Origin of the sequence: Streptomyces alboniger (assembly GCF_008704395.1) — a bacterium.
GTDB classification, from domain to species: domain Bacteria; phylum Actinomycetota; class Actinomycetes; order Streptomycetales; family Streptomycetaceae; genus Streptomyces; species Streptomyces alboniger.
On the sequence record NZ_CP023695.1, the window covers coordinates 6,906,660 to 6,931,150 of the forward strand.

19 protein-coding genes are annotated in these 24,491 nt (G+C 69.7%); 9 read left to right on the forward strand and 10 right to left on the reverse strand.

All coding sequences use genetic code 11. The features are described from left to right. Positions 1-136 precede the first annotated feature (136 nt). Together CP975_RS30350 and CP975_RS30355 are read left to right on the forward strand one after the other, a co-directional pair. Complete coding sequence (locus CP975_RS30350) at positions 137-2,380, forward strand: phage holin family protein (protein WP_150477570.1); 2,244 nt, start codon at positions 137-139, stop codon at positions 2,378-2,380. Positions 2,381-2,463: 83 nt separating this feature from the next. Next, positions 2,464-3,867 (forward strand): amino acid permease, encoded by a 1,404-nt coding sequence (locus tag CP975_RS30355; protein WP_055526704.1) that lies wholly within the window; start codon positions 2,464-2,466, stop codon positions 3,865-3,867. Between the two features lie 16 nt (positions 3,868-3,883). Here the strand turns inward: CP975_RS30355 and CP975_RS30360 are convergent, their stop codons facing one another. Then, a complete protein-coding gene (locus CP975_RS30360) occupies positions 3,884-5,518 on the reverse strand; it encodes a DUF6345 domain-containing protein (protein WP_055526706.1) in 1,635 nt (544 codons plus the stop codon). 423 nt (positions 5,519-5,941) lie between these two features. Continuing rightward, a complete protein-coding gene (locus CP975_RS30365; protein ID WP_055526708.1) occupies positions 5,942-6,316 on the reverse strand; it encodes an MCP four helix bundle domain-containing protein in 375 nt (124 codons plus the stop codon). A 482-nt stretch (positions 6,317-6,798) separates the two neighbouring features. Here CP975_RS30365 and CP975_RS30370 point away from each other — a divergent pair, with 482 nt between their 5' ends. Both CP975_RS30370 and CP975_RS30375 read left to right on the forward strand, forming a co-directional pair. After that, complete coding sequence (locus tag CP975_RS30370) at positions 6,799-7,452, forward strand: DUF6338 family protein (protein WP_150477571.1); 654 nt, start codon at positions 6,799-6,801, stop codon at positions 7,450-7,452. Then, positions 7,449-7,700 (forward strand): hypothetical protein, encoded by a 252-nt coding sequence (locus CP975_RS30375; protein WP_150477572.1) that lies wholly within the window; start codon positions 7,449-7,451, stop codon positions 7,698-7,700. The genes CP975_RS30370 and CP975_RS30375 overlap by 4 nt, the downstream gene beginning before the upstream one ends. Before the next feature lie 56 nt (positions 7,701-7,756). Here the strand turns inward: CP975_RS30375 and CP975_RS30380 are convergent, their stop codons facing one another. The 3 genes from CP975_RS30380 to CP975_RS30390 all read right to left on the reverse strand — a co-directional run bounded on the left by CP975_RS30380 (position 7,757) and on the right by CP975_RS30390 (position 12,036). Then, positions 7,757-10,423 (reverse strand): CHAT domain-containing protein, encoded by a 2,667-nt coding sequence (locus CP975_RS30380; RefSeq protein ID WP_055526712.1) that lies wholly within the window; start codon positions 10,421-10,423, stop codon positions 7,757-7,759. Between the two features lie 186 nt (positions 10,424-10,609). After that, complete coding sequence (locus CP975_RS36685) at positions 10,610-11,311, reverse strand: RDD family protein (RefSeq protein WP_150477573.1); 702 nt, start codon at positions 11,309-11,311, stop codon at positions 10,610-10,612. Between the two features lie 176 nt (positions 11,312-11,487). Further along, entirely contained in the window at positions 11,488-12,036 is a 549-nt protein-coding gene (locus tag CP975_RS30390; protein WP_055526714.1) for a GNAT family N-acetyltransferase, read from the reverse strand. A 268-nt stretch (positions 12,037-12,304) separates the two neighbouring features. Between CP975_RS30390 and CP975_RS30395 the strand changes: the two genes are divergently transcribed. The 3 genes from CP975_RS30395 to dnaK all read left to right on the forward strand — a co-directional run bounded on the left by CP975_RS30395 (position 12,305) and on the right by dnaK (position 15,892). Beyond that, on the forward strand, positions 12,305-13,288 hold the full coding sequence (locus CP975_RS30395; protein WP_055526715.1) for a hypothetical protein: 984 nt from the start codon (positions 12,305-12,307) through the stop codon (positions 13,286-13,288). 113 nt (positions 13,289-13,401) lie between these two features. Next, a complete protein-coding gene (locus CP975_RS30400) occupies positions 13,402-13,827 on the forward strand; it encodes an OsmC family protein (RefSeq protein WP_030791958.1) in 426 nt (141 codons plus the stop codon). A 151-nt stretch (positions 13,828-13,978) separates the two neighbouring features. Further along, the gene (dnaK, locus tag CP975_RS30405) at positions 13,979-15,892 is read left to right on the forward strand and encodes a molecular chaperone DnaK (protein ID WP_055526717.1); all 1,914 of its coding nucleotides are present in this window, start codon (positions 13,979-13,981) and stop codon (positions 15,890-15,892) included. Positions 15,893-15,904: 12 nt separating this feature from the next. On the opposite strand, the gene narI is transcribed toward dnaK, so the two are convergent. From narI to CP975_RS30425, 4 genes are read right to left on the reverse strand one after another with little or no spacing between them, the layout of a single operon-like run. Beyond that, positions 15,905-16,627, reverse strand: coding sequence for a respiratory nitrate reductase subunit gamma (gene narI, locus CP975_RS30410; protein ID WP_055526718.1), 723 nt, complete (start codon positions 16,625-16,627; stop codon positions 15,905-15,907). Continuing rightward, positions 16,627-17,199 carry a nitrate reductase molybdenum cofactor assembly chaperone gene (gene narJ, locus CP975_RS30415; protein WP_055526720.1) on the reverse strand — a complete coding sequence of 191 codons (573 nt, stop codon included), beginning with the start codon at positions 17,197-17,199 and terminating at the stop codon, positions 16,627-16,629. The genes narI and narJ overlap by 1 nt, the downstream gene beginning before the upstream one ends. Further along, the gene (gene narH / locus CP975_RS30420; protein ID WP_246201685.1) at positions 17,196-18,860 is read right to left on the reverse strand and encodes a nitrate reductase subunit beta; all 1,665 of its coding nucleotides are present in this window, start codon (positions 18,858-18,860) and stop codon (positions 17,196-17,198) included. The genes narJ and narH overlap by 4 nt, the downstream gene beginning before the upstream one ends. A gap of 1 nt (position 18,861) precedes the next feature. Beyond that, a complete protein-coding gene (locus CP975_RS30425; RefSeq protein WP_055526724.1) occupies positions 18,862-22,545 on the reverse strand; it encodes a nitrate reductase subunit alpha in 3,684 nt (1,227 codons plus the stop codon). Between the two features lie 289 nt (positions 22,546-22,834). Here CP975_RS30425 and CP975_RS30430 point away from each other — a divergent pair, with 289 nt between their 5' ends. Beyond that, positions 22,835-23,251, forward strand: a complete 417-nt coding sequence (locus tag CP975_RS30430; protein ID WP_055535881.1) for a hypothetical protein — start codon at positions 22,835-22,837, stop codon at positions 23,249-23,251. Between the two features lie 3 nt (positions 23,252-23,254). On the opposite strand, the gene CP975_RS30435 is transcribed toward CP975_RS30430, so the two are convergent. Continuing rightward, a complete protein-coding gene (locus CP975_RS30435) occupies positions 23,255-24,118 on the reverse strand; it encodes a helix-turn-helix domain-containing protein (protein ID WP_150477574.1) in 864 nt (287 codons plus the stop codon). Between the two features lie 65 nt (positions 24,119-24,183). On the opposite strand from CP975_RS30435, the gene CP975_RS30440 reads away from it, so the two are divergent. Then, positions 24,184-24,489: a 4a-hydroxytetrahydrobiopterin dehydratase gene (locus CP975_RS30440; protein ID WP_055535879.1), complete on the forward strand. Its 306-nt coding sequence runs from the start codon at positions 24,184-24,186 to the stop codon at positions 24,487-24,489. The last annotated feature ends 2 nt before the right edge of the window (positions 24,490-24,491 follow it).

A 24,491-nucleotide genomic window follows, 5' to 3' on the forward strand; every position in this document is an offset into this window, starting at 1 on the left:
CAGCCCTTTGACCTGCGACTTCAGGTTGGTGGAAGCGCGATGCGCTGGGGAGTAGGGGTCGGCCGGTGCCGGGGGACGGTCGCGGGTGTGTGTCACGCTGGTGCCCGGTTCGGGAGGAAACGCGAAGGGGCTGGGTGTGGGGAGAGGGCGATGGCGCAGGGTCGGCAGCGCGCTGTGGCGGGTGGTGGCCGTCTGGGCCGTCAGCACGCTGACGATGCTCGTACTCGCCGGGATCCTGCCGGACTTCAAGCTCCAGTCCGAGGACGGCGACAGCGCCACCCGCATCGCGGTCACCGCCGCCCTCGGCGCCGGCGCCTTCGGTCTGCTCTCCGCACTGGTGTGGCCCCTGCTGGTCCGCGCCCTGCTGCTCGTACCCGCCCTCGTCCTCGGCCTGCTCGCCTTCTTCCTCAACGGGTCGCTCCTGCTGCTCGCCCTGAGCCTCATCCCGGCGGGCCGCGGCGAGGCCGGTGCGGAGACCGCCGTGGTCGTGGCCGCCGTGATGTCCGCCGTCGCCTCGGCCACCGGCGGTGCCCTCGCCGTGCGCGACGACGACGCCTACCGGCGTCGCCTGTACCGGCTCGCCGACCGGCGCAGGCGCCGCGGCGCCCAGGGGCGGCCCGGCCCCCTCGCTCCCGGTACCGTCTTCGTCCAGCTCGACGGCGTCGGCCACGACGTCCTTCAGGCCGCCGTCGCCAAGGGCCTCATGCCCACCGTCGCCCGATGGCTCGGGGCGGGCGGGGCAGGCGAGGCACGCGGGAGCGCGGCCGCCCCCGGCACGCCCGTCACCGGCACCCCCGCCGCCACCCACCGCCTCACCCCCTGGCGCACCGACTGGTCCAGCCAGACCGGCGCCAGCCAGCTCGGCATCCTGCACGGTTCCAACCACGATGTGCCCGCCTTCCGGTGGTACGAGAAGGACACCGGCGAGGTCATGGTCAGCAACCGGCCCGCCTCCGCCGTCGAACTACAGCGCCGCGCCGTCCGCCGCACCGGCGACGGCGGCCTTCTGGCCGTCGACGGCGCCAGCCGCGGCAACCTCTTCAGCGGGGGCGCCGAGCAGCTGGCGCTCGTGCTCTCCGTGGCCGCGAGGCGGGGTAAGGGGACCCGGTCGCGTGCCGGGTACTTCGCCTACTTCTCCGACCCCGCCAACGCCGTCCGCACCGCCCTCTCCTTCGTCGCCGAGGTCTTCAGGGAGATCGGCGAGTCCACGCGCGCCCGCGTCGAGCGGCGCCGCCCGAGGGTGAGCCGCGGCGGGCTCTACCCGTTCATCCGCGCCTTCGCGACCGTCGTGGAGCGCGATGTGGTGGTCGCCGCCGTCATCGGGGACATGCTCGCCGGGCGCAGCGCGGTCTACGCCGACCTCGTCGCGTACGACGAAGTGGCGCACCACTCCGGGCCGGCCGGCGGCGACGTGGAGAAGGTGCTCAGACGCCTCGACCGGTCGCTCGCCCTGCTCGCCCAGGTCGCCGAGCACGCCCCGCGCTCGTACCGGATCGTGCTGCTGTCCGACCACGGGCAGAGCCCGGGCGAGACGTTCCGCGCGCGCTACGGCCTGACCCTCGGCGACCTCGTGAAGGCCGGCTGCGGGCTCCCCGTGCCGCGCAGGGCGCAGCGTACGCACAGCGGCGCGGAGGCCCGTGCCGCGGTGCGGGCGGCGCTGCGCCGGCCCGTCGAGGAGGGGCAGGACGAGCTGCGCCCGGCCCGCCGAGCCGAGCCGATCGTGCTCGCCTCCGGCAACCTCGGGCTCGTCTCGTTCCCGGACGTGCGCCACCGCATGACCCGCGAGGAGATCGACCGCCGCCATCCGGCGCTGCTGCCCACTCTTGCCAACCATCCGGGCATCGGCTTCCTCCTCGTACGCAGCGCGGAGCGGGGTCCGGTGGTGCTCGGGGCGCGCGGCGCCGAGGTGTATCTGGACGAGGACCCGGACGGCCTCGGGCCGCTCGCGGACTTCGGGCCCGGGGCGGCGGACGCCGTGCGGCGCACGGACGGCTTCCCGCACACCGCCGACATCATGGTCAACTCCTGGTACGACCCGGAGGAGGGCGAGGTCCTCGCCTTCGAGGAGCAGATCGGCTCGCACGGCGGGCTCGGTGGCGCGCAGGCCCGCCCGTTCCTCCTGTCGCCGCTCGTGCTCTCCCCGCCCGTGGGGGAGGGGGAGGAGCTGGTCGGTGCCGAAGCGGTCCATCGTGTGCTGCGGCGCTGGCTGGGCGAGGCCATGGGTCCTGAGGCGCCCATGGCCCCCGAGGTGCAGGTGACTTCCGAGGTCCCGGTGGCCGTCGCGGAGGTATCCGTTCCGGTGCATGATCCGCTGTCCGGAGCCCCTGGCGGCACAGCTTTTGCGGCCGTCGACCAGGCCCCGCAGGAGAAAGCACGCTGATTTGGAGCAGCGTCCGCCGTGCCCGACCATGTCTTCCGCTCGGCGATCCCGAGCGCTTGGCACGACGAGAGGCGCACCACTCCATGCACGACACCGGAACCGCACCGCAGTCGGCTCCGGCCCCCGAACAGGTGGAAGAACAGACGGAAGCCGCGCAGGCGCCCAGCAAGCACGCCCGGCGCTTCGGTCTTCCCGTCGCCACATGTCTCGTGACGGGCAACATCATCGGCGGCGGTATCTTCCTGCTCCCGGCCTCCGTCGCTCCGTTCGGCACCATCAGCCTCGTCGCGTTCGGCGTCCTGACCGCCGGCGCGATCGCCCTGGCCCTCGTCTTCGGGCGCCTCGCCGAGCGCGACCCGCGGACCGGCGGTCCGTACGTCTACGCGCGCGAGGCCTTCGGTGACTTCGCGGGGTTCCTCGCGGCATGGTCGTACTGGATCACCACCTGGGTGTCCAACGCCGCCCTCGCCGTCGCCGCCGTCGGCTACCTGGACGTGCTCATACCGGTCGACGAGCACAAGTGGACCGCCTGCCTCGCCGCCCTCACCCTGCAACTCCTGCCCGCCCTCGCGAACGTCGCGGGCACGCGGTACGTCGGCGCGGTCCAGCTCGTCGCCACCGTACTGAAGTTCCTGCCGCTGCTGCTCGTCGCGATCGGCGGCCTCTTCTTCTTCGACAGCGCCAACCTCGGGCCCTTCCAGGCGAGCGACGACAGCCCGGTCGGCGCCGTCTCCGCCTCCGCCGCGATCCTGCTCTTCTCCTACCTGGGCGTGGAGTCCGCGGCCGTCAGCGCCGGTGAGGTCCGCGATCCGCGCCGCAACGTGGGGCGCGCCACCATCTTCGGCACCCTCGGCGCCGCCCTCGTCTACCTCCTCGGCACGCTCGCCGTCTTCGGGACCGTCGCGCACGACAAGCTGGTCGGCTCCACCGCGCCCTTCTCGGACGCCGTCAACGCCATGTTCGGCGGCTCCTGGGGCGGCACCGCGGTCGCCGTCGCCGCGCTCGTCTCGATGGTCGGCGCGCTCAACGGCTGGACGCTGCTGAGCGCGCAGACGCCGTACGCGGCCGCCAAGGACGGGCTCTTCCCGAGCGCGTTCGGCAGGAAGAAGCGGGGCGTGCCGACGGTCGGCGTCCTCGTCACCGTCGTCCTGGCCTCGCTGCTGACCGTCTACAACTACACGGCGGGCGCCGGCGGTGTCTTCGAGTCCCTGGTCCTGATCACCACGTTCACGGCGACCGTTCCCTATCTGCTGGCCACCGCCGCGCAGATCTACTTCCTCGTCTCCGGGCAGGGCGAGCGCGTCCACCGCGGGCGCCTGGTACGGGACGCGGTCCTCGCGGGTGCCGCGTTCGCGTTCTCCATGTGGCTGGTCGCCGGGTCCGGTTACGCGGCCGTCTACCAGGGCGTGCTGTTCCTCTTCGTCGGGGTGCTCGTGTACGCGTGGATGGCGGCCCGCAAGCAGCGGGCCGCCACCTCTCACGCCTGACGGGGGTCTCGCGCGCCTACCTCGCCAGTGGTGCGACGACCCAGCGCCGGGTCCTGAACATGCTGTCCCGCGAGCCGATCTCGATCAGCTTGCGGGCCGCGGGGTACGCCTCGTTGTCCTCCACCTCGTAGCCGACCTCGAAGGTGCCGGGCACGTCCTGGATCCGCAGCTCCTGCTCCGCCGCCGCGCCGCGCTCCCGCTGCTGGTCCGCGGTGACCGCCGCGAGGTGGGCGAGCAGCGTCTTCTGCGCCGCGTCGAGCGCCTTGCGCGGGTCGCGCTCCAGCGGGGAGGCCGAGGACCTGCCGGCCTTGGGCTCGGGCGGCGAGACCTCCGTGCTCGGCTCGCGCGTGACACCGGTGGGCCTGCGGGTGGCGATCTGCGACTGGATCACGGTGCCGTCGTTGTCGAGGCCGACGCGGATCAGGCCGCGGTCCGGGGTGATGACGGGCACGCCGTCGAAGACCTGGCGGAAGGTCACGTGCGTCTCCAGGGAGATCGGGCGCCCCACCTCGGAGCCGTCCTTCGTCCCGGAGTTCTGCATCAGGTCGAGCACGCTGTCGACGACCAGTTCGGCACCCTCCGCGTACCGCTCGGCGAACGAGCGCGCCGCCTCGACCGCACGCTCGGTGGGCAGCTGCTGGGTGTTGCGGTGGTTGGGCGCGGCGAGTTTGACCCAGCTCACGCCACGCGCGTCGGTGGAGACGATCCGGTCGCCGGAGGTGGCGCTGAGCACGCCCTGCTGCTCGACCTGGACCTCTTGCAGCGCCGCCGACGGGAAGTCGGCCAGCCGCCCGAGCCCGGCGAGTTCCTCGCCCGGGTTGCGCGGCGCGAGCTGCACGATCTGCTGCTGCCCGGGGATCCGGGTGAGCGGCTCCCTGACGCCCTCGCGGGCGTGGTACCAGCGCCAGGCGTACCAGTTGTCCGGCACGTGCTCGCGGTAGAAGTTCCGCTCGGTGTTGAGGCGGTTGACGGCCTCGGCCTGGGTGGCGCCGGCCGCGGCGACCGACGGTGCCTGGCCGTGGTGGATGTCCCAGCTGGCGTTCAGCCAGGCGTCGCAGTACGTCTGTCCGGCCCGCCACTTCTCCCAGAACTTCTTGCCGTAGTCCGGGCTGTCGATGCTGACCGTCTCGAACCCGAAGATCATGCGGAAGCCGATGTTGGGCCCGGCCCAGGTGCGGATCGGCGAGTGGCCGCCGGTGACCTTGAGCGAGTCGCAGGTCGACCAGAAGACGTAGTTCGCCTTCTCGTTGCCGAGGGCCATCCGGTTGGAGACGGCGTCGCTGCGGCCGTCCCAGGCGGCGCCGAGCGGCGCGAAGAACACGCCGTTGTTGTCCATGCCGCCGTGGCCCGAGTGGTAGACGGCGCAGACGGCGTCCATGCCGTAGCGGTCCTGCCAGTTGTCGTACGTCTCCTCGTAGGCCCACACCTGGGCGCCGCCGTCGGCGAACCAGAAGTTGCGGTCGTAGAACTGCTGGAGGTACGCCAGCCAGCCGGTGGCGTCGGCGTGGGTGTGGTAGAGCGGCGACTGGTTGACGAACTTCTGGATGCTGAAGGCACCCCACCAGCCGAAGGTCGAGTCCCGCTCACCCGCCGCTCCGGGCTTCTCCGGTTCCAGCGGGGACGGACCGCGGTCCGAGTAGTTGATGCGCATGGCCAAACCCCCTGAGAGGACTCCTCGCTGTCGTGCGCGAGAAGGCCTCAAAGTGTCACCGCGCACGCGCCTTGCCCAGTTGCCATTCCGGCCATAGGGCCCGCGTCACGGGCCCGTTCCCGCACCTCAGAAGCCCCCTGTGGCGCGGCGACCCACACGGCTGCGTTCGTATCGGCGGACGCGCACCTGCACCCTCGACTCGAACACCCCCCGCCCGTCCGGCACACTCCACGCGGCCCGTTTTCGTCCCGGCGCTGCGGCGATGAGAACGTCGGTCTCCTCGCCTGCCCCTGTTTGCGTTAGCTGTCAGGGTCCCTGTCAGGGGGCGTCATCGGCATAGCGGTGATGAGCTGATCGTCGGGCGGTACGCATGGTGAGAGCACAGGGAGGCCCCCTGCGGTCGCTGCTGGAGCCCGGTGCCGATCAGAGGTATTCCCGGTACTGACCGGTCCCGTGGCAGGACCGGCAGCTCTCGAACCAGTTCCCGGCGCCTGTGACTTGGCCTGTGCCGTTGCAGCTCGTGCACCCGCGCCGGCGTTTCCGCGCCGCCTCCCGCGCCCGGTCCTCGGCCGCCCACTCGTTGACCCACCGGTTGATCCGTTGCCACAGCGAAGGATTTTCGAGCCGCTTCAGCGCCTTGATGTACTCACCACGGGCGGTTGCCAGGTCGCGCAGGGTTTCACGGCTCTGCTGGGTGCTCGGCATGCCACGTACCTGCTTCTCGAGTTCGTCGACGCGCGCGAGTTTGTCTCGGCAGTAACGGATCTGCCCCGCGGGTGGGAGGTTCTTGAATGTCATGATCTGAGCATCTCCAAGTGAGCCTTGTAGAAGGGAGCTTGCAGCAGCGACGCCTGGAGACGGTTCGTTGACGGCTTCGAGTGGTCGGCCGAAAGGAGCCGGGCTAGCCAGCGAAGAGAAACCCCAACATGCGCTGCTCACCGACACGTTCGATTGTGGAGATGGCACCTGAGAACAGCTGGTCCGCGCGGTTCCGCCTGATGCGGTCACGTGGTCGGCCGGCGATTCCTGGCGCACCTACTACTGAAATCTCTGACGCGCCGCTTCGGCCGCCGCGTTCCGGATCCGCATACGTAATTTCCCTACGGTCGGAGGAGAGTCGGGGACAGGGGCGGCGTCGGTGGCTTATCAGGGACATCGCTCCGGTCGGGTGTCTGTGGCGGACAGGCGAATCCGTCCGAGCCCAGCGATTGCTGTCGAGTGAAGAGGGCAGCCTTCTTGGCGAGCTGGCGGAACGACAGCGATGTCCACCGGGGGTGAGGGTGAGCACATTCGAGGCTGCCGCGGTGGCCATGATCGCTCTACTGCCGGGGGCTCTCTACCTCTTCGCGGTGGAACGCGAGACGGCTGTCGTCCGGGCCGGGCTGGCCGACCGTGTTATACGGGTGGCCGCGACTGCGGCTCTGTTCCATCTGGCGTTGGCCCCGCTCACTGCGTGGGCGTATCTGCGTGTCTGGGAGTCGGGGCGGTTGACGCGGCCTCCGGTGCCGTGGGCCTGGTGGTGGCTGCCGCTCCCGTACGTCGTCGTGCCGCTCTTGGCGGGGTTCGCCGTCGGCAGTGCGTTCCGCAGGGGGCGCCGCTGGGCACGGATCGTCAACGGGCAGACACCCGAACCGCTGGCCTGGGACGCCCTGTTCGGCCATGATTCCGCGCTGTGGCTCCGGATCAGGTTGCGGGACACCGATGGTGGGACCAACGGCTGGATTCTGGGGGTCTTCGCCCGTGATGCACGTGGACAGCTCGACTCCCGTGCCTCGGCGTATCCGCAGCCGCATGACCTCTACCTCTGCGACACCGCGGCGGCCCTGCCGGACGGAAGCTTCCGGCGTGGCGCCGACGGGCGACCGGTACTGCGCAATATCGGCCTTCTGATCTCCCGGGAGGAGATCACCTATATCGAGGTGATGTGGGGATGACCACGGACCAGCCCGAAGTGCCCGAACCGCCGGACACGGCACAGGCCGAGCCGGAACAGGTGAAAGCGTTGGACGACGAGTTCGATCCGACCGAGACGTTGGGAGGCGGCGTCGGCCGCTCGCACGGCCGGTCGATGCTCACTCCGGACCAGATGCGTCCGCCTCCGCAAGAGGCTATGGAGGTTTCTCCGGCATCGGTCCCGCCAGAAGAGGGGGACGCCACTACGGATCCGGACACCGATGACTGACGGTAACGGTACCGCCCCGTCGTGCCGGTCAGAGGCGCTTTGGGGCCGGGGCCTCGTCAGGCACCGGTGTACGCGAAGGTGGCCCAGGCGAACGGATTGACCAGGAGGCCCTGGCGCAGGACGGTGGCCTGCGCACGTGCGAGTGCCACCGAGGGGTGGGTGCCGCTGAGCCAGCATCGGTAGAACTCCCTCATGAGCGGCGCCGTGAAGTCGTCGAAGCACGTCCATTGCGTGGCGACGATCCCGCGCAGACCGGCCTGGATGAGCGCCGCCGGCAGCCCTACCACCTCGTCGGGCAGAGCGTCACCCGTCACAGCGGTGCCGCAGGCCGAGAGCACGGCGAACATGGCACGCACCTCGTGTGCGGCCAAGAGGTCACGTACCTTCAGCCGGGCGTCGCCACCGAGGTGCAGGCCGCTGCCGAGTGGATTGCCGCTGTCCACGTCGCCGTGTCCGGTGAAGTGCAGGACGTCGGTGGTCCGCAACGCATCGAGTAGGCGAGCCCTGGAGACCTCCTCGGATTCGATCTCCGTCATCGTGACACCGGGGGGATGAGCAGATCTGACGCCGCTCAACTCCGCCGCCACGTTCAGGGGAGGCTGGCTCGCTCCATGAGCCGGGGTCGGGGCGGGGTGAACAAAGGTGAGCCGGGTGATCGCCTGCCGGCCGCGCGCCGCACTGCGCAGCGCGGCGGCGTGCGGGGCATAGGAGAGAGCGGTCGTCTCCAGGAGGAACCGCCATTTGTCGACCCGCTTCGAGGCACATGTCCCGGCCGCGTGGAGGGGCAGCATGCCCAGGAGCCCTCCCGGCAGAAGGACGGCCCGTTCACAGTCCGCGAGCACGTTGGCGATCGGCTGCATCACCTGTGCCCAGAGGTCGTTGACCACATCCCTGGTCAGCTGCCCGCGAGTTCTGCCGTACTTCGGGGACTTCTGCCGGTCCCGCAGGACTTCGGCTTCGTGCAGCTTGTCGAGCAGTTTCCCGGCGACGTCCACGGTGAGCGTCGGCAGGTCCACCGGTACCGGACCGGTCCATCGGCATTCCTCGCCGGTCACCACGAGAGCCGCGCCGCCGTCCCTGGACACAGTGAGGTACACCAGGGGGGCGTCCCCAGCGAGCGTGACGATCTCCTGCCAGTCGGGAGAGGCCGGCTCGTCGGATCCGTCCCGGCTTCGGGCGTGCACCAGGGCCAGTTGCCGTTGACATGCGGCCATGCGTGCCGCGCCCCTCCACGCCGTACCGGCCGGGTGAGTGAGTTCCTGCCGCCGGAGCCCGTCCAGCTCACGAGTGAGGTACGCGATGGCCTGTGCCGTCCGGGCGTCGCCCTCGGCGGTCGAGGAGGGCCGCGAAGTGGCCCGGTCGGCGGCGGGACCCGCGAGCTGGCCGAGCCCTTCGGCCAGCAGGACGCCACGGGCTCCCTCCAGGGCGAGCACGGCCTCGATCCTGTCCTCGGGGGCGGACGAATTCGCCAGCTCCCTCGCACACATCGGCAGCGTGTCGGCAGCCATCGCCAGGGCCGACTCTTTGTCCGCGCGGGTGATCTGGGTGTGCGTGAGCACGGGGAGCACACGGAACGCGGCGGCATAGGCCCGGGCAGCCACCAGGCGGTGGCCGTCCCGGCGCGCCCACCCCGCCTGCTGGGTCGCCGCGTCCCAGGCCGTACGGAGATTGCTGCGCGCACCTGTCAGATAGGACTGCTCGAATGCGTCCTGGGCGAGTGGCCTGTAGCGTTCGTCGCCGGTGCTGTCGGCGAGGAGCATCCGTGCCGTGGCCAGACTCAATTGTGCGGCCGCGATCAGCGACTCCTCGGTGAGATCCGGAGCTTCGAGAAACCCGAGCAGCACCTTCTCGGCCCGGCGCAGATCACTGATTCGTGCTCCGGGTCCGCTGAGGGCTTGAGCGAGGAACATCCGGGTGCCGAGCCAAGTCGAACGCGCCCCTGTCGTGTCACCTGGTGGGGCGTAGGGGATCAGATCCAACTCGGCGACAATGGCGCTCATTTCGGAGCCCGAGCCCGAGCCCGAGCCCGAGCCGGGACCGGCCGGCATATCGGCGTACTTCAAAGACACGAGGTAGGCCTTGACGGCCTGAAGCTGCTGCCTGAAAACCTGGAGTTGCGGATCCGAGCCGTCCCGGTGAGACGGCAACCGGGCGGTTCCCCGCTCAATGGCCCGGAAGGCCTCCTCCAGGTCGGCCCTGACGTCGTCCGGGCGCAGGGGAGGATCGGGGTGCACCAGAAATTCGCGGTTCAGGTTGTAGCGAGTTCCCAGCGCCCCGGCCAGAGAGCAGTCGACCGAGTGGATCTCGCCGGCGAACGCCGACCGCTCGGTTTCGCCCGCTGCTTCCCATGCCTCCAGGCAGGTACGCCACAAGATGATCGCCGCATCGAGGCACTGCCGGTTTCCCGTGAGGGCCTGGTCGAAGCGGACCAGGGCCAGGTAAGCCAGGCTGTACATCCGACGCGCCGGGCCGGACGGCCGGTCCAGGTGGCCGCCGGCGAAAACCGCCCGTCTCGCGCCGCTGATGAGGCCGGCCTCGAGCATCGACGCGGGGGGCGTCCGCAACCGCTTACGCAGTTCGCGTGCCTCGACCGTCGACATTTCCGCGCCGGGCTCCTCCAACTCGTCGTGCGTCCGCACCGCGTCGGCGTAATCCTGTTGCGTCCACCGAGAAACGCTGAGCAGCATCCTCGCTCTGAGAACCGCGTATTCCTCACTCGTCACGCCCCCACGCCCCTTCCCGGCGTCGATGAGCGTTCACCATCCTCAGGTCCGAGCAGGAGGCTCTGCCGGCCCCTGAACGGTGAGACCAGTGTGATCACCGATAGTTTTCAACGCCGAAGCAGCCGAAGCAGCCGAAGCAGTCAAAGCAGCTGAAGCAGTCAAAGCATCGGACGAGTTCGTGCCGCGCTACCAGGCGACAACAACGATAGACCGAGAGATCAGATCTGCATAGGTTTGTCGCCTACTGTTCCATAGGGGTCGAAATGGACCGATTGTGGAGCAGCCATCGACTATTTGCGCCATTAGACGCAGGAATGATCGACTGAAACCAATTGGTTGGAAGGTGTCAGCGTCTATGACTCGGATGTGCGCCATGCGCCTGCCGCGTGTCTGGCCGGTCTTGCCGATCTCATGGGTCATTTTGAAGATTCCGACAATATTTCCTACCAATCCCAACCATCCGATCAGCCTGGTGGTCGAGTGGCTCGCGTTGTGGGCGATGATGGTCAAAACGAGAGTCGACACGGGGGAGGCTGTGATCGAAAACACTGAATCGGATATCCGGGCCTTCAGTCGGGAACCCCAACTTGCGTATTGCAGGGCGGGGTAGGGGGCGTTGAATCCAGGATTCCGGCTCATTTTCGACCTGCCTGCTAGGCGAGGTGCTCTCGCGGATTCCGCTGTCGACGCCCACTGATGTGGGGGTCTCGCCACGCGTGGCGAAGCTATGCGGCGCGTCGATGGCGCCCGATCCATATGAAAACCGAGGGCACTGACTGTAAACCCCTTTGTGTGCGAGCGGTAGCAGTTGGAGCCCGCTAGCCACGGCGCATTGAAGTGGAAAGGGGTGTAGTCGGCGCATCCGGCGATGTCGATACTCATCCGCATCACCCGCCTCTGTTCCGTGCCCGTCGGCGGCCAGGGCCAGGGCCAGGGTCAGAGCAATCACATGCGACGCACAGAATTCCCCTCTTCTCGCGCCGAATTCTCGCGCCGAGGCGAAACGCTGCGCAGATCCACGCCGTCCTGCCGCGGCTCAATCGCCGAACAAGATCATCGAATGCTCACATGGGCAGCGACCGCAGCCGCACCGGCCCGGCGGGCCACTGGGCGTTCTCGTGCAGCGGCGTCACCATCGTCCGCAGCGGCATGGTCACCACGCGGTCACCGGGCTGCTCGACCAGGACCTCGGCGGAGGGTTCCTCGTCGATCGGACGCCAGCCGAGCCTCTCGTACAGCGCGACGAGCGGCGGGCGGCAGAAGAGCAGGGCATGACGCGGACCCAGGGTGCGGGCGTGGGACAGGGCCGCCGCGACGACCGACCGTGCCAGGCCCCGGCCGCGTACGTCGGGGGCGACGGCCACGCCGCCGACTCCGACGACTTCCAGGTCGGTCCCACCGACCGTCACCGGCAGGCGTCGCAGTCCCGCGTGTGCCACGAGTCGGCCCTCGTGACGTATGCCGAAGTGCTGTTCCTTGGACAGCCAGGCCAGGCCGGTATCCGCGACACCGAACGGGTCGTCGCCACCGCCCAGGATCTCGGCCACGTCAGCGTGTGTGTACTGGGCGAGCCGGATCGCGATCGGCGGGCCGGACGCGTGGTGTGTGTTCATCCCCACATGTTCGCAACTGCCTTTTAGAGCGGCCCCGGGCCTCTTAGGGCGGCCCCGGTCGGCCCGCTCGGGAAGGGTGCGAGGGCCGTTCCGTGCCGACGGGCCGCTCTCCCGCGTCCTGTCAGGAACAGCGCAACCATTTGAGGCAGGTGTGGGTCTACCGACCGAACACACTCACTAGGAGATCATCATCACCGCCATACGTAAGACTCTGACCGCCACCGCAGTCGTCGGCGCGGTCCTCGCCGGCTCGGCCGCCTGCGGCACCGTGGAGCAGCTGTCCGCCGGCCAGAAGCTCGACGAGGCCTTCGAGAACCTGAACGACAAGAAGTCGCTCTCCTTCGAGTTCTCCCTGGACACCGACGCCGCCTCGCTCAAGGCGCTGGACGACTCCTCGGGCTCGGAGCCGGGCGAGGAGATGCCTGACGAGGCCGCGCGGCTGCTCAGCGATGCGAAGATCAGCGTCACCGTGCAGTCGAGGAAGCCGTTCGGCGAGTCCGGTGAGAAGGACTTCGACCGCATGGCGATGAAGGTCAGCGGTCCCGACGGGAAGCTGGCCGAGTACCGGGTCATCGGCGACCAGACGTACTTCCGCAGCGATCTGGCCAAGTTCGGCAAGGCCATGGGCACCCCGATGCCGACCGCGGCGGACCTGCCCCCGGAGGCCGGCGCCCTCAAGAAGGTCCTTGAGGGCGAGTGGGTGAAGATCGACACCAAGCAGATGGAGCGGCTCGCCGCAGAGGGCGGCGGCGGGTCGGGGGCCGAGCCGTCCCCGGAGCCCACCCTCGACGCCGCGACGCAGAAGAAGCTCGTGAAGGCCGTGCGCGAGGTCGTCGGCCGTGAGGTCAAGCTGAAGACGGCCGGGGGCGAGGACGGCACCGAGCGCATCACCGCCACCGCGCCCTTCCGCACCCTGGCCACCGAACTGGTCGACGAGCTGCGCCCGCTGGCGAAGAAGCTGCCGCCGGGTGCGGAGCTGCCGACGGCCAAGGAGCTGAAGGACGCCCCGAACGGCAAGGTCAGGGCGGACATCACGCTGAAGAACGAGGAGCTGAAGGAGGTCCGCCTCGACCTAGCCAAGCTCGCCGAGAACACCAAGGTCAAGAGGCTCGGCCTGGTCATACGGATGACCGACGGCACCAAGACCACCGCCCCCGCGGGCGCCACCGAGCTGGATGTCGAGGAGCTGATGGGGGGAATGCTCGGCGGCATGGGTATGGGCGGCCCGGCCGGCGCCGCAGGCGGGGAGTGACACGCAAGCCGTGACGGTCGCCATCGGCAGGCGCTTTGAGGCGCCCCCCGAGTGTGATCGGATGGTGGCCAAGGAAGTTCCGATCACGGAACCGCACTGAAGGGAACTGCATCGTGGCAACCACGCGCTCCGCGCACACGGTCTGGGAAGGCTCTCTGACGGAGGGCTCGGGCACCGTCACTTTCGACTCCTCCGGCATCGGGCAGCAGGCGGTGTCCTGGCCGTCGCGCGCCGAGGAGGCGAACGGCAAGACGAGCCCGGAGGAGCTGATCGCCGCCGCGCACTCCAGCTGCTTCTCGATGGCGCTCTCGCACGGCCTGACGGGCGCCGGCACCCCGCCCACCCGCCTGACCACGTCCGCCGACGTGACCTTCCAGCCGGGCACCGGCATCACCGGCATCCACCTCACCGTCGAGGGCGAGGTGCCGGGCCTGGACGAGCAGGCCTTCACCGCCGCCGCCGAGGACGCCAAGGCCAACTGCCCGGTCAGCCAAGCGCTGACGGGCACGACCATCACGCTCTCCGCCAAACTGGCCTGACGCGACGCCCGTTGACAGTGCCGCCGTCCCGCACCGGGGCGGCGGCATTGTCGCGTCAGGGCATTGACAAGGTGCCGCTCAAGTTTTGTGATGGAGTGCGGAGTAGACCTGGATACGGGGGACATGCGCTCGCGGCGGAAGGGGCTGGACCATGGCACGTGCGGTCGGGATCGATCTCGGAACGACGAACTCAGTGGTGGCCGTGCTGGAGGGTGGTGAACCGACCGTCGTCGCCAACGCGGAGGGCGCGCGCACCACCCCGTCGGTCGTAGCCTTCGCGAAGAGCGGCGAGGTCCTGGTGGGGGAGGTCGCCAAGCGGCAGGCGGTCACGAACGTGGAGCGCACCGCCCGCTCCGTCAAACGCCACATGGGCGACAGCGGCTGGCGCTTCCCGGAGAGCGGCTCCGTGGACGGCATCCGCTACACCGCGCAGGAGCTGTCGGCGCGCGTCCTGCAGAAGCTCAAGCGCGACGCCGAGTCCTACCTGGGCGAGGACGTCACCGACGCGGTGGTCACCGTGCCCGCGTACTTCGACGACACCCAGCGCCAGGCCACCAAGGAGGCCGGCGAGATCGCGGGGCTCAACGTCCTGCGCATCATCAACGAACCGACGGCCGCGGCCCTCGCGTACGGCCTGGACAAGGGCGACGACCAGACCGTCCTCGTCTTCGACCTGGGCGGCGGCACCTTCGACGTCTCGCTCCTGGAGATGGGCGAGGGCGTCATCGAGGTGAAGGCCACCAACGGCGACACCCAGCTGGGCGGCGACGACTGGGACCAGCGGATCGTCGAGCACCTGGTACGGCAGTTCAAGAACGGGCACGGCATCGACCTCGGCAAGGACAAGATGGCTCTCCAGCGCCTGCGCGAGGGCGCCGAGAAGGCGAAGATCGAGCTGTCCTCCTCCAGCGAGACGGACATCAACCTCCCCTACATCACCGCCTCGGCGGAGGGCCCGCTGCACCTCGCCGAGAGGCTGACGCGCGCCCAGTTCCAGGAACTGACGGCCGACCTGCTCGACCGCTGCAAGGAGCCCTTCCACCAGGCCGTCAAGGACGCGAACATCAAGCTCTCCGCGATCGACCACGTGATCCTGGTGGGCGGCTCCACCCGCATGCCCGCCGTGAGCGAACTGGTCAGGGAACTCACCGGGAAGGACCCGCACAAGGGCGTCAACCCCGACGAGGTGGTCGCGCTCGGCGCGACCCTCCAGGCCGGGGTGATCCGGGGAGACGTCAAGGACGTCCTGCTCCTCGACGTGACCCCGTTGTCCCTGGGCATCGAGACCAAGGGCGGCATCATGACCAAGCTCATCGAGCGCAACACCACGATTCCCACCCGGCGTTCGGAGACCTTCTCGACCGCCGAGGACAACCAGCCCTCGGTCGGCATCCAGGTCTTCCAGGGGGAGCGGGAGATCGCCGCCTACAACAAGAAGCTCGGCGTCTTCGATCTGACGGGGCTGCCGCCGGCCCCGCGCGGGGTCCCGAAGATCGAGGTCACCTTCGACATCGACGCCAACGGCATCATGCACGTCTCGGCGAAGGACGAGGCCACCGGACGCGAGCAGCGCATGACGGTGACCGGCGGCTCGGCGCTGCCCAAGGACGACATCAACCGCATGGTCCGCGAGGCCGAGCAGCACGCGGAGGAGGACCGCAAACGGCGCGAGGCCGCCGAGACCCGCAACCAGGCGGAGCAGCTCGTCTACCAGACGGAACGGTTCCTGCGGGAGAACGGCGACAAGATCCCCGGCGAGACCAAGACCGAAGTCGAGGCAGCCGCCGCGGAGTTGAAGGAACTCCTCAAGAACCGCGCCGACGACACCGCCGCCCTGCGCACCGGCGCCGAGAAGCTGGCGGCGGTCAGCCAGAAGATGGGCCAGGCGATGTACGCGGCCTCAGGCGGGGGCGCCCAGGAGGAGACGGGCCCCAGCGGTTCCTCCACGGACCCCTCCGCGGAAGAGGGCGTGGTCGACGCCGAGATCGTGGACGAGGACGACAAGGGCAGGGACGCCAAGGACGACGACGGCCGGGGCAAGGGCGGCCAGGGAGGAGCGGCCTGAGATCCTGAGGCCCTAAGACCCCGTCCGCTCCCAGCCGCGCCTCTCCGGCCGTGCGTCAAGACGCTTCGGATCCCGGGCGCGGTAGACCACGTACGGCCGGAAGAGGTACTGGAGCGGCGCGCTGAACATGTGGACCAGCCTGGTGAACGGCACCAGGGCGAACAGCACCATGCCGACGACCGCGTGGATCTCGTACAGCGCCGGCACGCCTGTCATCCGGTCGATGTCCGGCCGGAGCGTGAAGAGGCTGCGCGCCCAAGGGGCGATGGAATCACGGTAGTTGTAGCCGTCACCGGACGCGTGCGTCAGCTTGGCGACCATGCCGAGCACGATCGCCGCGAACAGCACCAGGTACATCAGCTTGTCGTTGGCGGTCGTCGCGCGGAACACCGGCGTGTTGGTCCGCCGCCGGTAGAGCAGCAGCAGGATGCCGAGGACGAGAAGGACCCCGGCCGCCGTGCCGCCGTACAGCGAGAACAGGTGGTACGTGTGCTCGCTCACGCCCGCCTTCTCGGTCCACGACTCGGGGAGAAACAGCCCCACCAGATGTCCGACGAGCACGAAGAGGATGCCGTAATGGAACATCGGCGAGGCGATGTTGAGGAGCCTGGACTCGTACACCTGTGACGAGCGGGTCGTCCAGCCGAACTTGTCGTAGCGGTAGCGCCAGATGGTGCCCGCCACGAGCAGCACGAAGGCGATGTAGGGAAGGGCGCCCCACAGCAGCGTTTTCATCAGCGTTCCCCGATGAGTGCGAAGGGTTCGAGGCCCACGTCCTCACGAGGCGGCCCCGAGCGGGCCAGGGCGAGGGCCTCTGCGCGGTCCTTGGGCGAGGGGCCCGGCAGGCTCGCGCACACCGCGTCGAGCACGGCCGCGTACGGCGTGCCGAAGTCGGCGAGCGCGAGCCGCAGCAGCTCCAGGCCGCTGCGGTGCTCCAGGAGCAGTACGGGGCCCGCCCGGGCCGAGAACTCCAGGACCGCTGGCAGGAAGTCCGGCAGCTCCTCGCCGCTGAACTCCAGGCCGTGCGCGCGGTAGACCTCCTTGAAGCGGACCAGGGCCATGCCGCGCCGCCGGGTGTCACCCTCCCGCCACCAGCTGAGATACAGGCTGTGCCGGTTCTTGAAGTCGAAGACCCGCACGTAGTGCGCCGCCAGCTCCCGGGGGTCGGTGGTCGCGGCGTACGTCAGGAAGTCGGCGAACTCCGGGGGAGCGGCGGCCTTCAGCAGCGGCAGCCGCTCGTGGAACTCCTCGTCGGGGTAGCCGAGGCAGAGCGCCGCGGCCTGGTAGAGCACGGCGTGGCCGGTCACTGGTCGTCCTCCTCGGCGGCGTGCGCCTTCTCGGTGGCTCTCGGCTCGCGGTCGGCGCTCTGCCGGTCACGGAGCGCGTGGAAGTTCTCGATGGTGACAAGCGGCAGCTGCTTGCGGCCGGAATCCTGGCCGAAGGGGCCGTCGCCGCCCATGCCGGGCCCGCCCTCGAAGTCGAGGCTGCACGAGTCGGACAGCTCGGGGAGGGCGGACTCCTCCAGGCGCCGCGCGTCCCCGACGGCCGCGGTCGGGATGACGTACCGGTCCTCGTACTTGGCGATGGCCAGCAGCCGGTACATCTCCTCGACCTCGCGCCCCGACATCCCCACCGACCGCGCCACCGAACTGTCCGGCGCGTCACCGAGGTTGATGGCCCGCATGTGCGCCCGCATCGCCGCGAGCTTCTCCAGCGAGGCGCGCACCGGGCCGACGTCTCCCGCCGTGAAGATCTCCGCGAGGTATTCGAGGGGGATGCGCAGGGTGTCGATGGCGCCGAAGAGGTTCGTGGCGTCCTCGCCGTCGTGCCCCGTCTCGGTCAGCGCGTCCACCACCGGGGAGAGCGGCGGGATGTACCAGACCATCGGCATGGTGCGGTACTCCGGATGCAGCGGGAGCGCCACCCGGTAGGTGCTGATCAGCGCGTGCACGGGGGAGCGGCGCGCCGCCTCGATCCAGTCGTACGTGATGCCGGACCGCTCGGCGTCACGGCGCACCTCGGGGTCCTCGGGGTCGAGGAAGGCGTCCAACTGAGCTTGGTAGAGCTTGTGTTCATCCGGCTCGGAGGCGGCCGCCGTCACCTTGTCGGGGTCGTACAGGATCACCCCGAGGTAGCGCAGCCGGCCCACGCAGGTCTCCGAGCAGACCGTGGGAAGGCCCACCTCGACGCGCGGGTAGCACATCGTGCACTTCTCGGCCTTGCCGGTGCGGTGGTTGAAGTAGACCTTCTTGTACGGGCAGCCGGTCACGCACTTGCGCCAGCCGCGGCAGTGGTCCTGGTCGACGAGGACGATGCCGTCCTCCTCGCGCTTGTACATCGCGCCGGACGGGCAGGACGCCACGCACGCCGGGTTGAGGCAGTGCTCGCAGATGCGGGGAAGGTAGAACATGAACGTCTGCTCGAAGGCGAACTTCACCTTGTCAGCCGCCTGTTGACGGGTCTTGGCGACCATCGGGTCGAGGTGGCCGTGCTCGGTGGCGCCGCCGAGGTTGTCGTCCCAGTTCGACGACCACTCGATCTTCATCGGCTTGCCGGAGATCAGGGAACGAGGCTCGGCCACCGGGTAGTCGTCGCCGAGCGGGGCGTCGGTGAGGTTCCTGTACTCGTACGTCCACGGCTCGTAGTAGTCCTTGATCTCGGGCAGCTTGGGGTTGGAGAAGATCTCCAGGAGCGACTTGATCCGGCCGCCGTTCTTCAGCTTCAGGGCGCCGCGCCTGTTCAGCTCCCAGCCGCCGCGCCACTTCTCCTGGTCCTCGTAGCGGCGCGGGTAGCCCTGGCCGGGCCGGGTCTCGACGTTGTTGAACCAGACGTACTCCATGCCGTCGCGGTTGGTCCACGCCTGCTTGCAGGTGACCGAACAGGTGTGACAGCCGATGCACTTGTCGAGGTTCATCACCATCGCGATCTGGGCCATCACACGTCTGCGGGGGGCCTGGTCACGGGGCATGTCAGTACTCCACCTTCTGCGACCTGCGGCGGATGACCGTCACCTCGTCGCGCTGGTTGCCCGTCGGACCGAGGTAGTTGAAAGCCCACGACAACTGCGCGTAACCGCCGATGAGATGGGACGGTTTGAGGATCAGCCGGGTCAGGGAGTTGTGGATCCCGCCGCGCCTGCCGGTGGCCTCCGCCTTGGGGACGTTCACCGTGCGCTCCTGCGCGTGGTGCATGTAGACCGTGCCGGCCGGCATGCGGTGCGAGACGACGGCCCGGGCCACCACGACGCCGTTGCGGTTGACCGCCTCGATCCAGTCGTTGTCCCGCACGCCGATCGCGTCCGCGTCCTGCGGCGCCATCCAGATGCACTGGCCGCCGCGGGAGAGCGACAGCATGAAGAGGTTGTCCTGGTACTCGGAGTGGATCGACCACTTGTTGTGCGGCGTGAGGTAACGGACCGTCACCTCCTTTTCGCCGTCCGGCCCGAGCCGTGGCTCCCCGAACAGACGGTTCATGTCCAGCGGCGGCCGGTAGACGGGCATCGCCTCGCCCAGTTCGTGCATCCAGTCGTGGTCGATGAAGAAGTGCTGCCGCCCCGTGAGGGTGTGCCAGGGCTTGAGGTGCTCGGTGTTGAGCGTGAAGGCCGTGTACCTGCGCCCGCCGGACTCGCTGCCGCTCCACTCCGGTGAGGTGATCACCGGCACGGGCGCCGCCTGCGTGTCCGCGTACGTGATGCGCTTGCCCTCGTGCTCGGCGGCGAGGTGCGCCATCTCCTGGCCGGTGCGCGCCTCCAGGGTGTGGAAGCCCTGCGTGGCCAGACGCCCGTTCGTCGTGCCGGACAGGGCGAGGATGGTGTTGGCCGCCTTCACGGCCGTGTTCAGGGCGGGACGGCCGTCGGCGGGTCCGCCGACCACCACGCCGTTGCGTTCCTTCAGCTCCTCGACCTCCTGGTCGGGGTGGAGGGTGATGCCCTTCGCGGGCAGCCCCAGCCGCTCCACCAGCGGCCCGAGCGCGGCGAACTTCGCGCCGATCGCCGTGTAGTCGCGCTCCACGACCGTGAGGTTCGGCATCGTCCTGCCCGGCACCGGCTCGCACTCGCCCTTGCGCCAGTCCAGGACGACCCCGCCGGGCTGTGCGGTCTCGCCCGGTGTGTCGTGCTGGAGCGCGGTGGCGACGACGTCCTTGCGCACGCCGAGATGGTCCACCGCCAGCTCGCTCAGCCGCTCGGCGATCACGCGGAACGTGTCGAAGTCGGTGCGGGCCTGCCAGGGCGGGTCGACGGCCGGGGTGAAGGAGTGCACGTAAGGGTGCATGTCGGTGGTCGACAGGTCGTGCTTCTCGTACCAGGTGGCGGCGGGCAGGACCACGTCCGACAGCAGCGTGGAGGACGTCTGCCGGAAGTCCAGGGACACCAGCAGGTCGAGCTTCCCCTCGGGGGCCTCGTCGCGCCAAGTGACCGTCGAGGGGCGTTCGTCGGGGGCGGCCTCCTCGGCGCGCAGCGAGGAGTGCGTGCCGAGCAGATACTTCGTGAAGTACTCCGCGCCCTTCGCGGACGAGCCGAGGAGATTGGCGCGCCACAGGGTCAGTACGCGCGGCCAGTTCTCGGGAGCGTCGGGATCCTCGCAGGCGAACTTCAGGGTGCCCGCCCTCAGTTCGCCGACGACGTTGGCCACCGGGTCGCCCGCCGTCGCACCGAGGTCCAGGGGGTTGCGGTCGAACGTCGGGTACGACGGCATCCAGCCGGTCCGCGCCGACAGGGCCAGACAGTCGGCGCCCGTCATTCCCGCGAAGCGGCCCTCGCCGAGCGGCGAGGCCAGCACGTCCGCGGCGAACTTGTCGTAACGCCACTGGTCGGTGTTGAGGAACCAGTACGCGGCGCCGATCATCTGCCGCGGCGGCCTGCTCCAGTCCAGGCTCCCGGCGAGCGTCGCCCACCCCGTGACCGGGCGGCACTTCTCCTGCCCGACATAATGCGCCCAACCGCCGCCATTACGCCCCTGACAACCTGTCAGCTGTAGCAGGGCGAGGAAGGACCGGTAGATCGTCTCGGAGTGGAACCAGTGGTTGGTGCCGGCGCCCATCAGGATCATGCAGCGGCCGCGTGACTTCTCCGCCGTCGCCGCGAACTCCCGGGCGATCCGCACGCACTTGGCGGCGGGCACCGATGTGTGCGCCTCCTGCCAGGCGGGCGTGCCGGGCTGCGAGGCGTCCTCGTACGAAGCGGGCCAGGAACCGGGCAGCCCCTCGCGCCCGACGCCGTACTGCGCGAGCAGCAGGTCGAAGACGGTGGTGACCAGCGGCCCGTCCTGCCCGCCCAGGCGCGTCGCGGGAACGCCCCGGCGCACGACCTCCCCGCGGCCCTGCCCGTGGGTGCCGCCCTCGGTGTCGAAGCGGGGCAGCAGCACCTCGACGCCCGCCGCGACCGGGGAACCGTGCAGGCTCAGGAGCGGTTTGATGTCCCCGAGCTCCAGATTCCACCGGCCCTTGCCGGACTCGGTCCAGCGGAAGCCGAGCGAGCCGTTCGGCACGGCGGGCCGACCGGTGTTCTCGTCGAGCACCGCCGTCTTCCAGTCGCCTCCCTCACCGTCCTCGCCCAGATCGGTGGCGCGCAGGAACTTCGCGGGCACATACGCGCCGTCGCGCTCGGTGAGCGTCACCAGGAAGGGCAGGTCGGTGAACTTGCGTACGTAGTCGGTGAAGAACTCCGTCGGGCGGTCGACGAAGAACTCCTTGAGGACGACGTGCCCCATCGCGATCGCGAGCGCCCCGTCCGTGCCGGGGTGCGGATGGAGCCACTCGTCGGCGAACTTGGCGTTGTCGGCGTAGTCGGGCGCGACGACCACGACCTTCTGCCCGCGATAGCGCGCCTCGGCCATCCAGTGCGCGTCCGGCGTCCGCGTCACCGGCACGTTCGAGCCCCACATCATCAGATACGCGGCGTCCCACCAGTCGCCCGACTCCGGTACGTCCGTCTGGTCGCCGAAGACCTGCGGCGAGGCGACGGGAAGGTCCGCGTACCAGTCGTAGAAGGAGAGCATCGGCGCGCCGATCAGCCCCATGAAACGGGCCCCCGCCGCGTGCGACACCATCGACATCGCGGGGATCGGCGAGAAGCCCGCGACGCGGTCGGGACCGTACGTCTTGATCGTGTGCACATGGGCGGCCGCGATGATCTCGACGGCCTCGTCCCAGGTGGCCCGCACCAATCCGCCCTTGCCGCGCGCCTGTTGATACCGGCGACGGCGTTCCGGGTCGCCCTGGATGTCCGCCCAGGCGAGCACCGGGTCCCGCAGGCGCGCCTTCGCCTCCCGGTACATCTCCACGAGGACGCCGCGCAGATACGGGTAGCGGACGCGGGTGGGGGAGTACGTGTACCAGGAGAACGCGGCGCCCCGGGGGCAGCCGCGCGGCTCGTACTCGGGGCGGTCGGGGCCGACGCTCGGATAGTCCGTCTGCTGCGTCTCCCAAGTGATGATGCCGTCCTTGACGTACACCTTCCAGCGGCACGAGCCGGTGCAGTTCACGCCGTGCGTGGAGTTCACTACCTTGTCGTGGCTCCAGCGGTCCCGATAGAAGGCGTCCGCGTCCCGGCCCCCCGTCAGCGCGACACTGTGCAGGTCGGGGGCGGTGGTGCCGCGCCGGAAGAACTTCCCCGCCCGCAGCAGGGCCGCGGCGGGCTCGGTCGTCTCTGTCACCGTGGAGCTCCCTAGGTCTGCCTCTCGACGAACCTAGGGGCGCAGGCCCCGGGGCGCCCTTCGGTCGACGCCGTATGGGTTGCGGGGCTGCCCGGGGACGGTCGCGGGGGCCGGCCGGGGCGGTTGCGGGGACAGCTTCGCCGCGCCGCCGCGGGCCGCATTACCTCACACGTAATCGACCCCGTCGCGGGGGCTCGGCACAGTGGTGTCAACGGAACGCGGGGACCACTTCCCCTAACCCCCGTCCCCACCCCTCACTACCCTTCTCCGCCGCCTGGAGGCAGCCGCCATGACGACTTACCAGCTCACCGCCCTGGCCCGCACCACCGACCCGACCACCATGCTGCGCCGCTTCCTCGGCCTGGACGCGGTCGTGACCGCCGGCAACGGCCTGGCGTACGCCGCCGTCTCAGGGCCCCTCGGACGCTTCCTGGGCGTCGACTCCGGGCTGCTGTTCGGCCTCGGCGTCTTCCTCACCCTCTACGGCGCGGGCGTCGGCTACCTCGCGGCCCGCAAGAGCCCGCCGACGTTCGGCGTGCGGGCGGTCATCGAGGGCAACGCCGCCTGGGCGGTGCTCAGCGTCGTCGCCCTCGTCGTCTGGCTCTCGCCCAGCACGGCCGGCGCGGTCTGGATCCCGATGCAGGCCCTGACCGTCGGCGGCTTCGCCGCGCTCCAGTACGCGGCGCTGCGAGCCCTGCGGCCCTGACCGCTACGCCATACGGGTCTGGAGGAACTTGACCGTCGCCGGGTCGGCCGGGAGCAGCGTCTCGATGGCCAGCTCGGCGACGGTCACGTCCATCGGGGTGTTGAACGTCGAGATCGACGAGATGAAGGACAGGACGTGCCCGTCGTGCTCGATCCGCAGCGGCAGCGCGAAGTACGGCACGTCCGTCCCGGCGTCGAAGGCGTCCACCCCCGGATCCTCCACCGGATACGCGGCCACCTCCTCGTACACCGCCCGCAGGGCGTCCGAGCGCTGCAACGCGATCTGCCGCTCCATCTGGTGCAGCAGATGGCCACGCCACTCGCGCAGATTGCGGATCCTCGGGGCGAGGCCCTCCGGGTGGAGGGTGAGCCGCATCGCGTTCAGGGGTCCGGCGAGAAGATGCTCCGGAACTCCTTCGAGGATCATCGCGATGCCGCGGTTCGCCGCGATCACGTCGTACGCCGCGTCGACGACCAGCGCGGGATAGGGCTCGTAGCCGGTGAGAAGCTGCTCCAGGCCCTCGCGCAGCGTGCCCATCGAGGGGTCCTCCAGCGGGGTCTCCCTGAAGCGCGGCGCGTAACCGGCGGCCAGCAGCAGCGAGTTGCGGTCCCGCACCGGCACGTCGAGGTGGTCGGCGAGGCGCAGCACCAGCTCCTCGCTCGGGCGGGAGCGGCCCGTCTCGATGAAGCTGATGTGCCGCGCGGACGAATCGGCGCGCAGGGCCAGCTCCAGCTGACTGACCCGCCGCCGCTCGCGCCAGCCGCGCAGCAGCGGACCCACTCCGCTCGCGTGCCCCTTGGCCTGGCCTTTGGTGTTCCCCTTGATGCTTCCCTTGGTGTTCCCCTTGGCGGGCGCGGCGGTTGTCATACGTAGACGGTAATCGAAACCGGCTGTGGCAAGGTGAAGGCGACCCAGTGGAAGGAGCATCGCCCATGACCCCCGAACCGCTTTCGCAGAAGGAGATCGAGGACCGCCTCGCCGAACTGCCCGGCTGGTCCCTCGACGGCGACAAGATCACCCGGTCGTACCGGCTCGGCTCGCACTTCGCGGCGGTCGGCCTGGTCGTCCACATCGCGCAGACGCAGGACGAACTGGACCACCACGCGGACATCGCCCTCGGCTACAACACCGTGGCCCTCTCCGTGAACACCCACAGCGCGGGCGGCTCGATCACCGGCCTCGACCTCGAACTCGCTCGCAGGGTGGAGGAGTTCGCCGCCGGGCACGGCGCGCACTGAGC

What these genes read in the sequence shown, in the direction of transcription:
- CP975_RS30435 (WP_150477574.1), bottom strand. Translation starts at nt 24,118, where the DNA reads ATGACAACCGCCGCGCCCGCCAAGGGGAACACCAAGGGAAGCATCAAG.
- CP975_RS30440 (WP_055535879.1), top strand. Translation starts at nt 24,184, where the DNA reads ATGACCCCCGAACCGCTTTCGCAGAAGGAGATCGAGGACCGCCTCGCC.
- CP975_RS30360 (WP_055526706.1), bottom strand. Translation starts at nt 5,518, where the DNA reads ATGCGCATCAACTACTCGGACCGCGGTCCGTCCCCGCTGGAACCGGAG.
- narI (WP_055526718.1), bottom strand. Translation starts at nt 16,627, where the DNA reads ATGAAAACGCTGCTGTGGGGCGCCCTTCCCTACATCGCCTTCGTGCTG.
- CP975_RS36685 (WP_150477573.1), bottom strand. Translation starts at nt 11,311, where the DNA reads ATGCGGATGAGTATCGACATCGCCGGATGCGCCGACTACACCCCTTTC.
- CP975_RS30375 (WP_150477572.1), top strand. Translation starts at nt 7,449, where the DNA reads ATGACCACGGACCAGCCCGAAGTGCCCGAACCGCCGGACACGGCACAG.
- CP975_RS30430 (WP_055535881.1), top strand. Translation starts at nt 22,835, where the DNA reads ATGACGACTTACCAGCTCACCGCCCTGGCCCGCACCACCGACCCGACC.
- narH (WP_246201685.1), bottom strand. Translation starts at nt 18,860, where the DNA reads ATGCCCCGTGACCAGGCCCCCCGCAGACGTGTGATGGCCCAGATCGCG.
- CP975_RS30355 (WP_055526704.1), top strand. Translation starts at nt 2,464, where the DNA reads ATGCACGACACCGGAACCGCACCGCAGTCGGCTCCGGCCCCCGAACAG.
- CP975_RS30365 (WP_055526708.1), bottom strand. Translation starts at nt 6,316, where the DNA reads ATGACATTCAAGAACCTCCCACCCGCGGGGCAGATCCGTTACTGCCGA.
- dnaK (WP_055526717.1), top strand. Translation starts at nt 13,979, where the DNA reads ATGGCACGTGCGGTCGGGATCGATCTCGGAACGACGAACTCAGTGGTG.
- CP975_RS30390 (WP_055526714.1), bottom strand. Translation starts at nt 12,036, where the DNA reads ATGAACACACACCACGCGTCCGGCCCGCCGATCGCGATCCGGCTCGCC.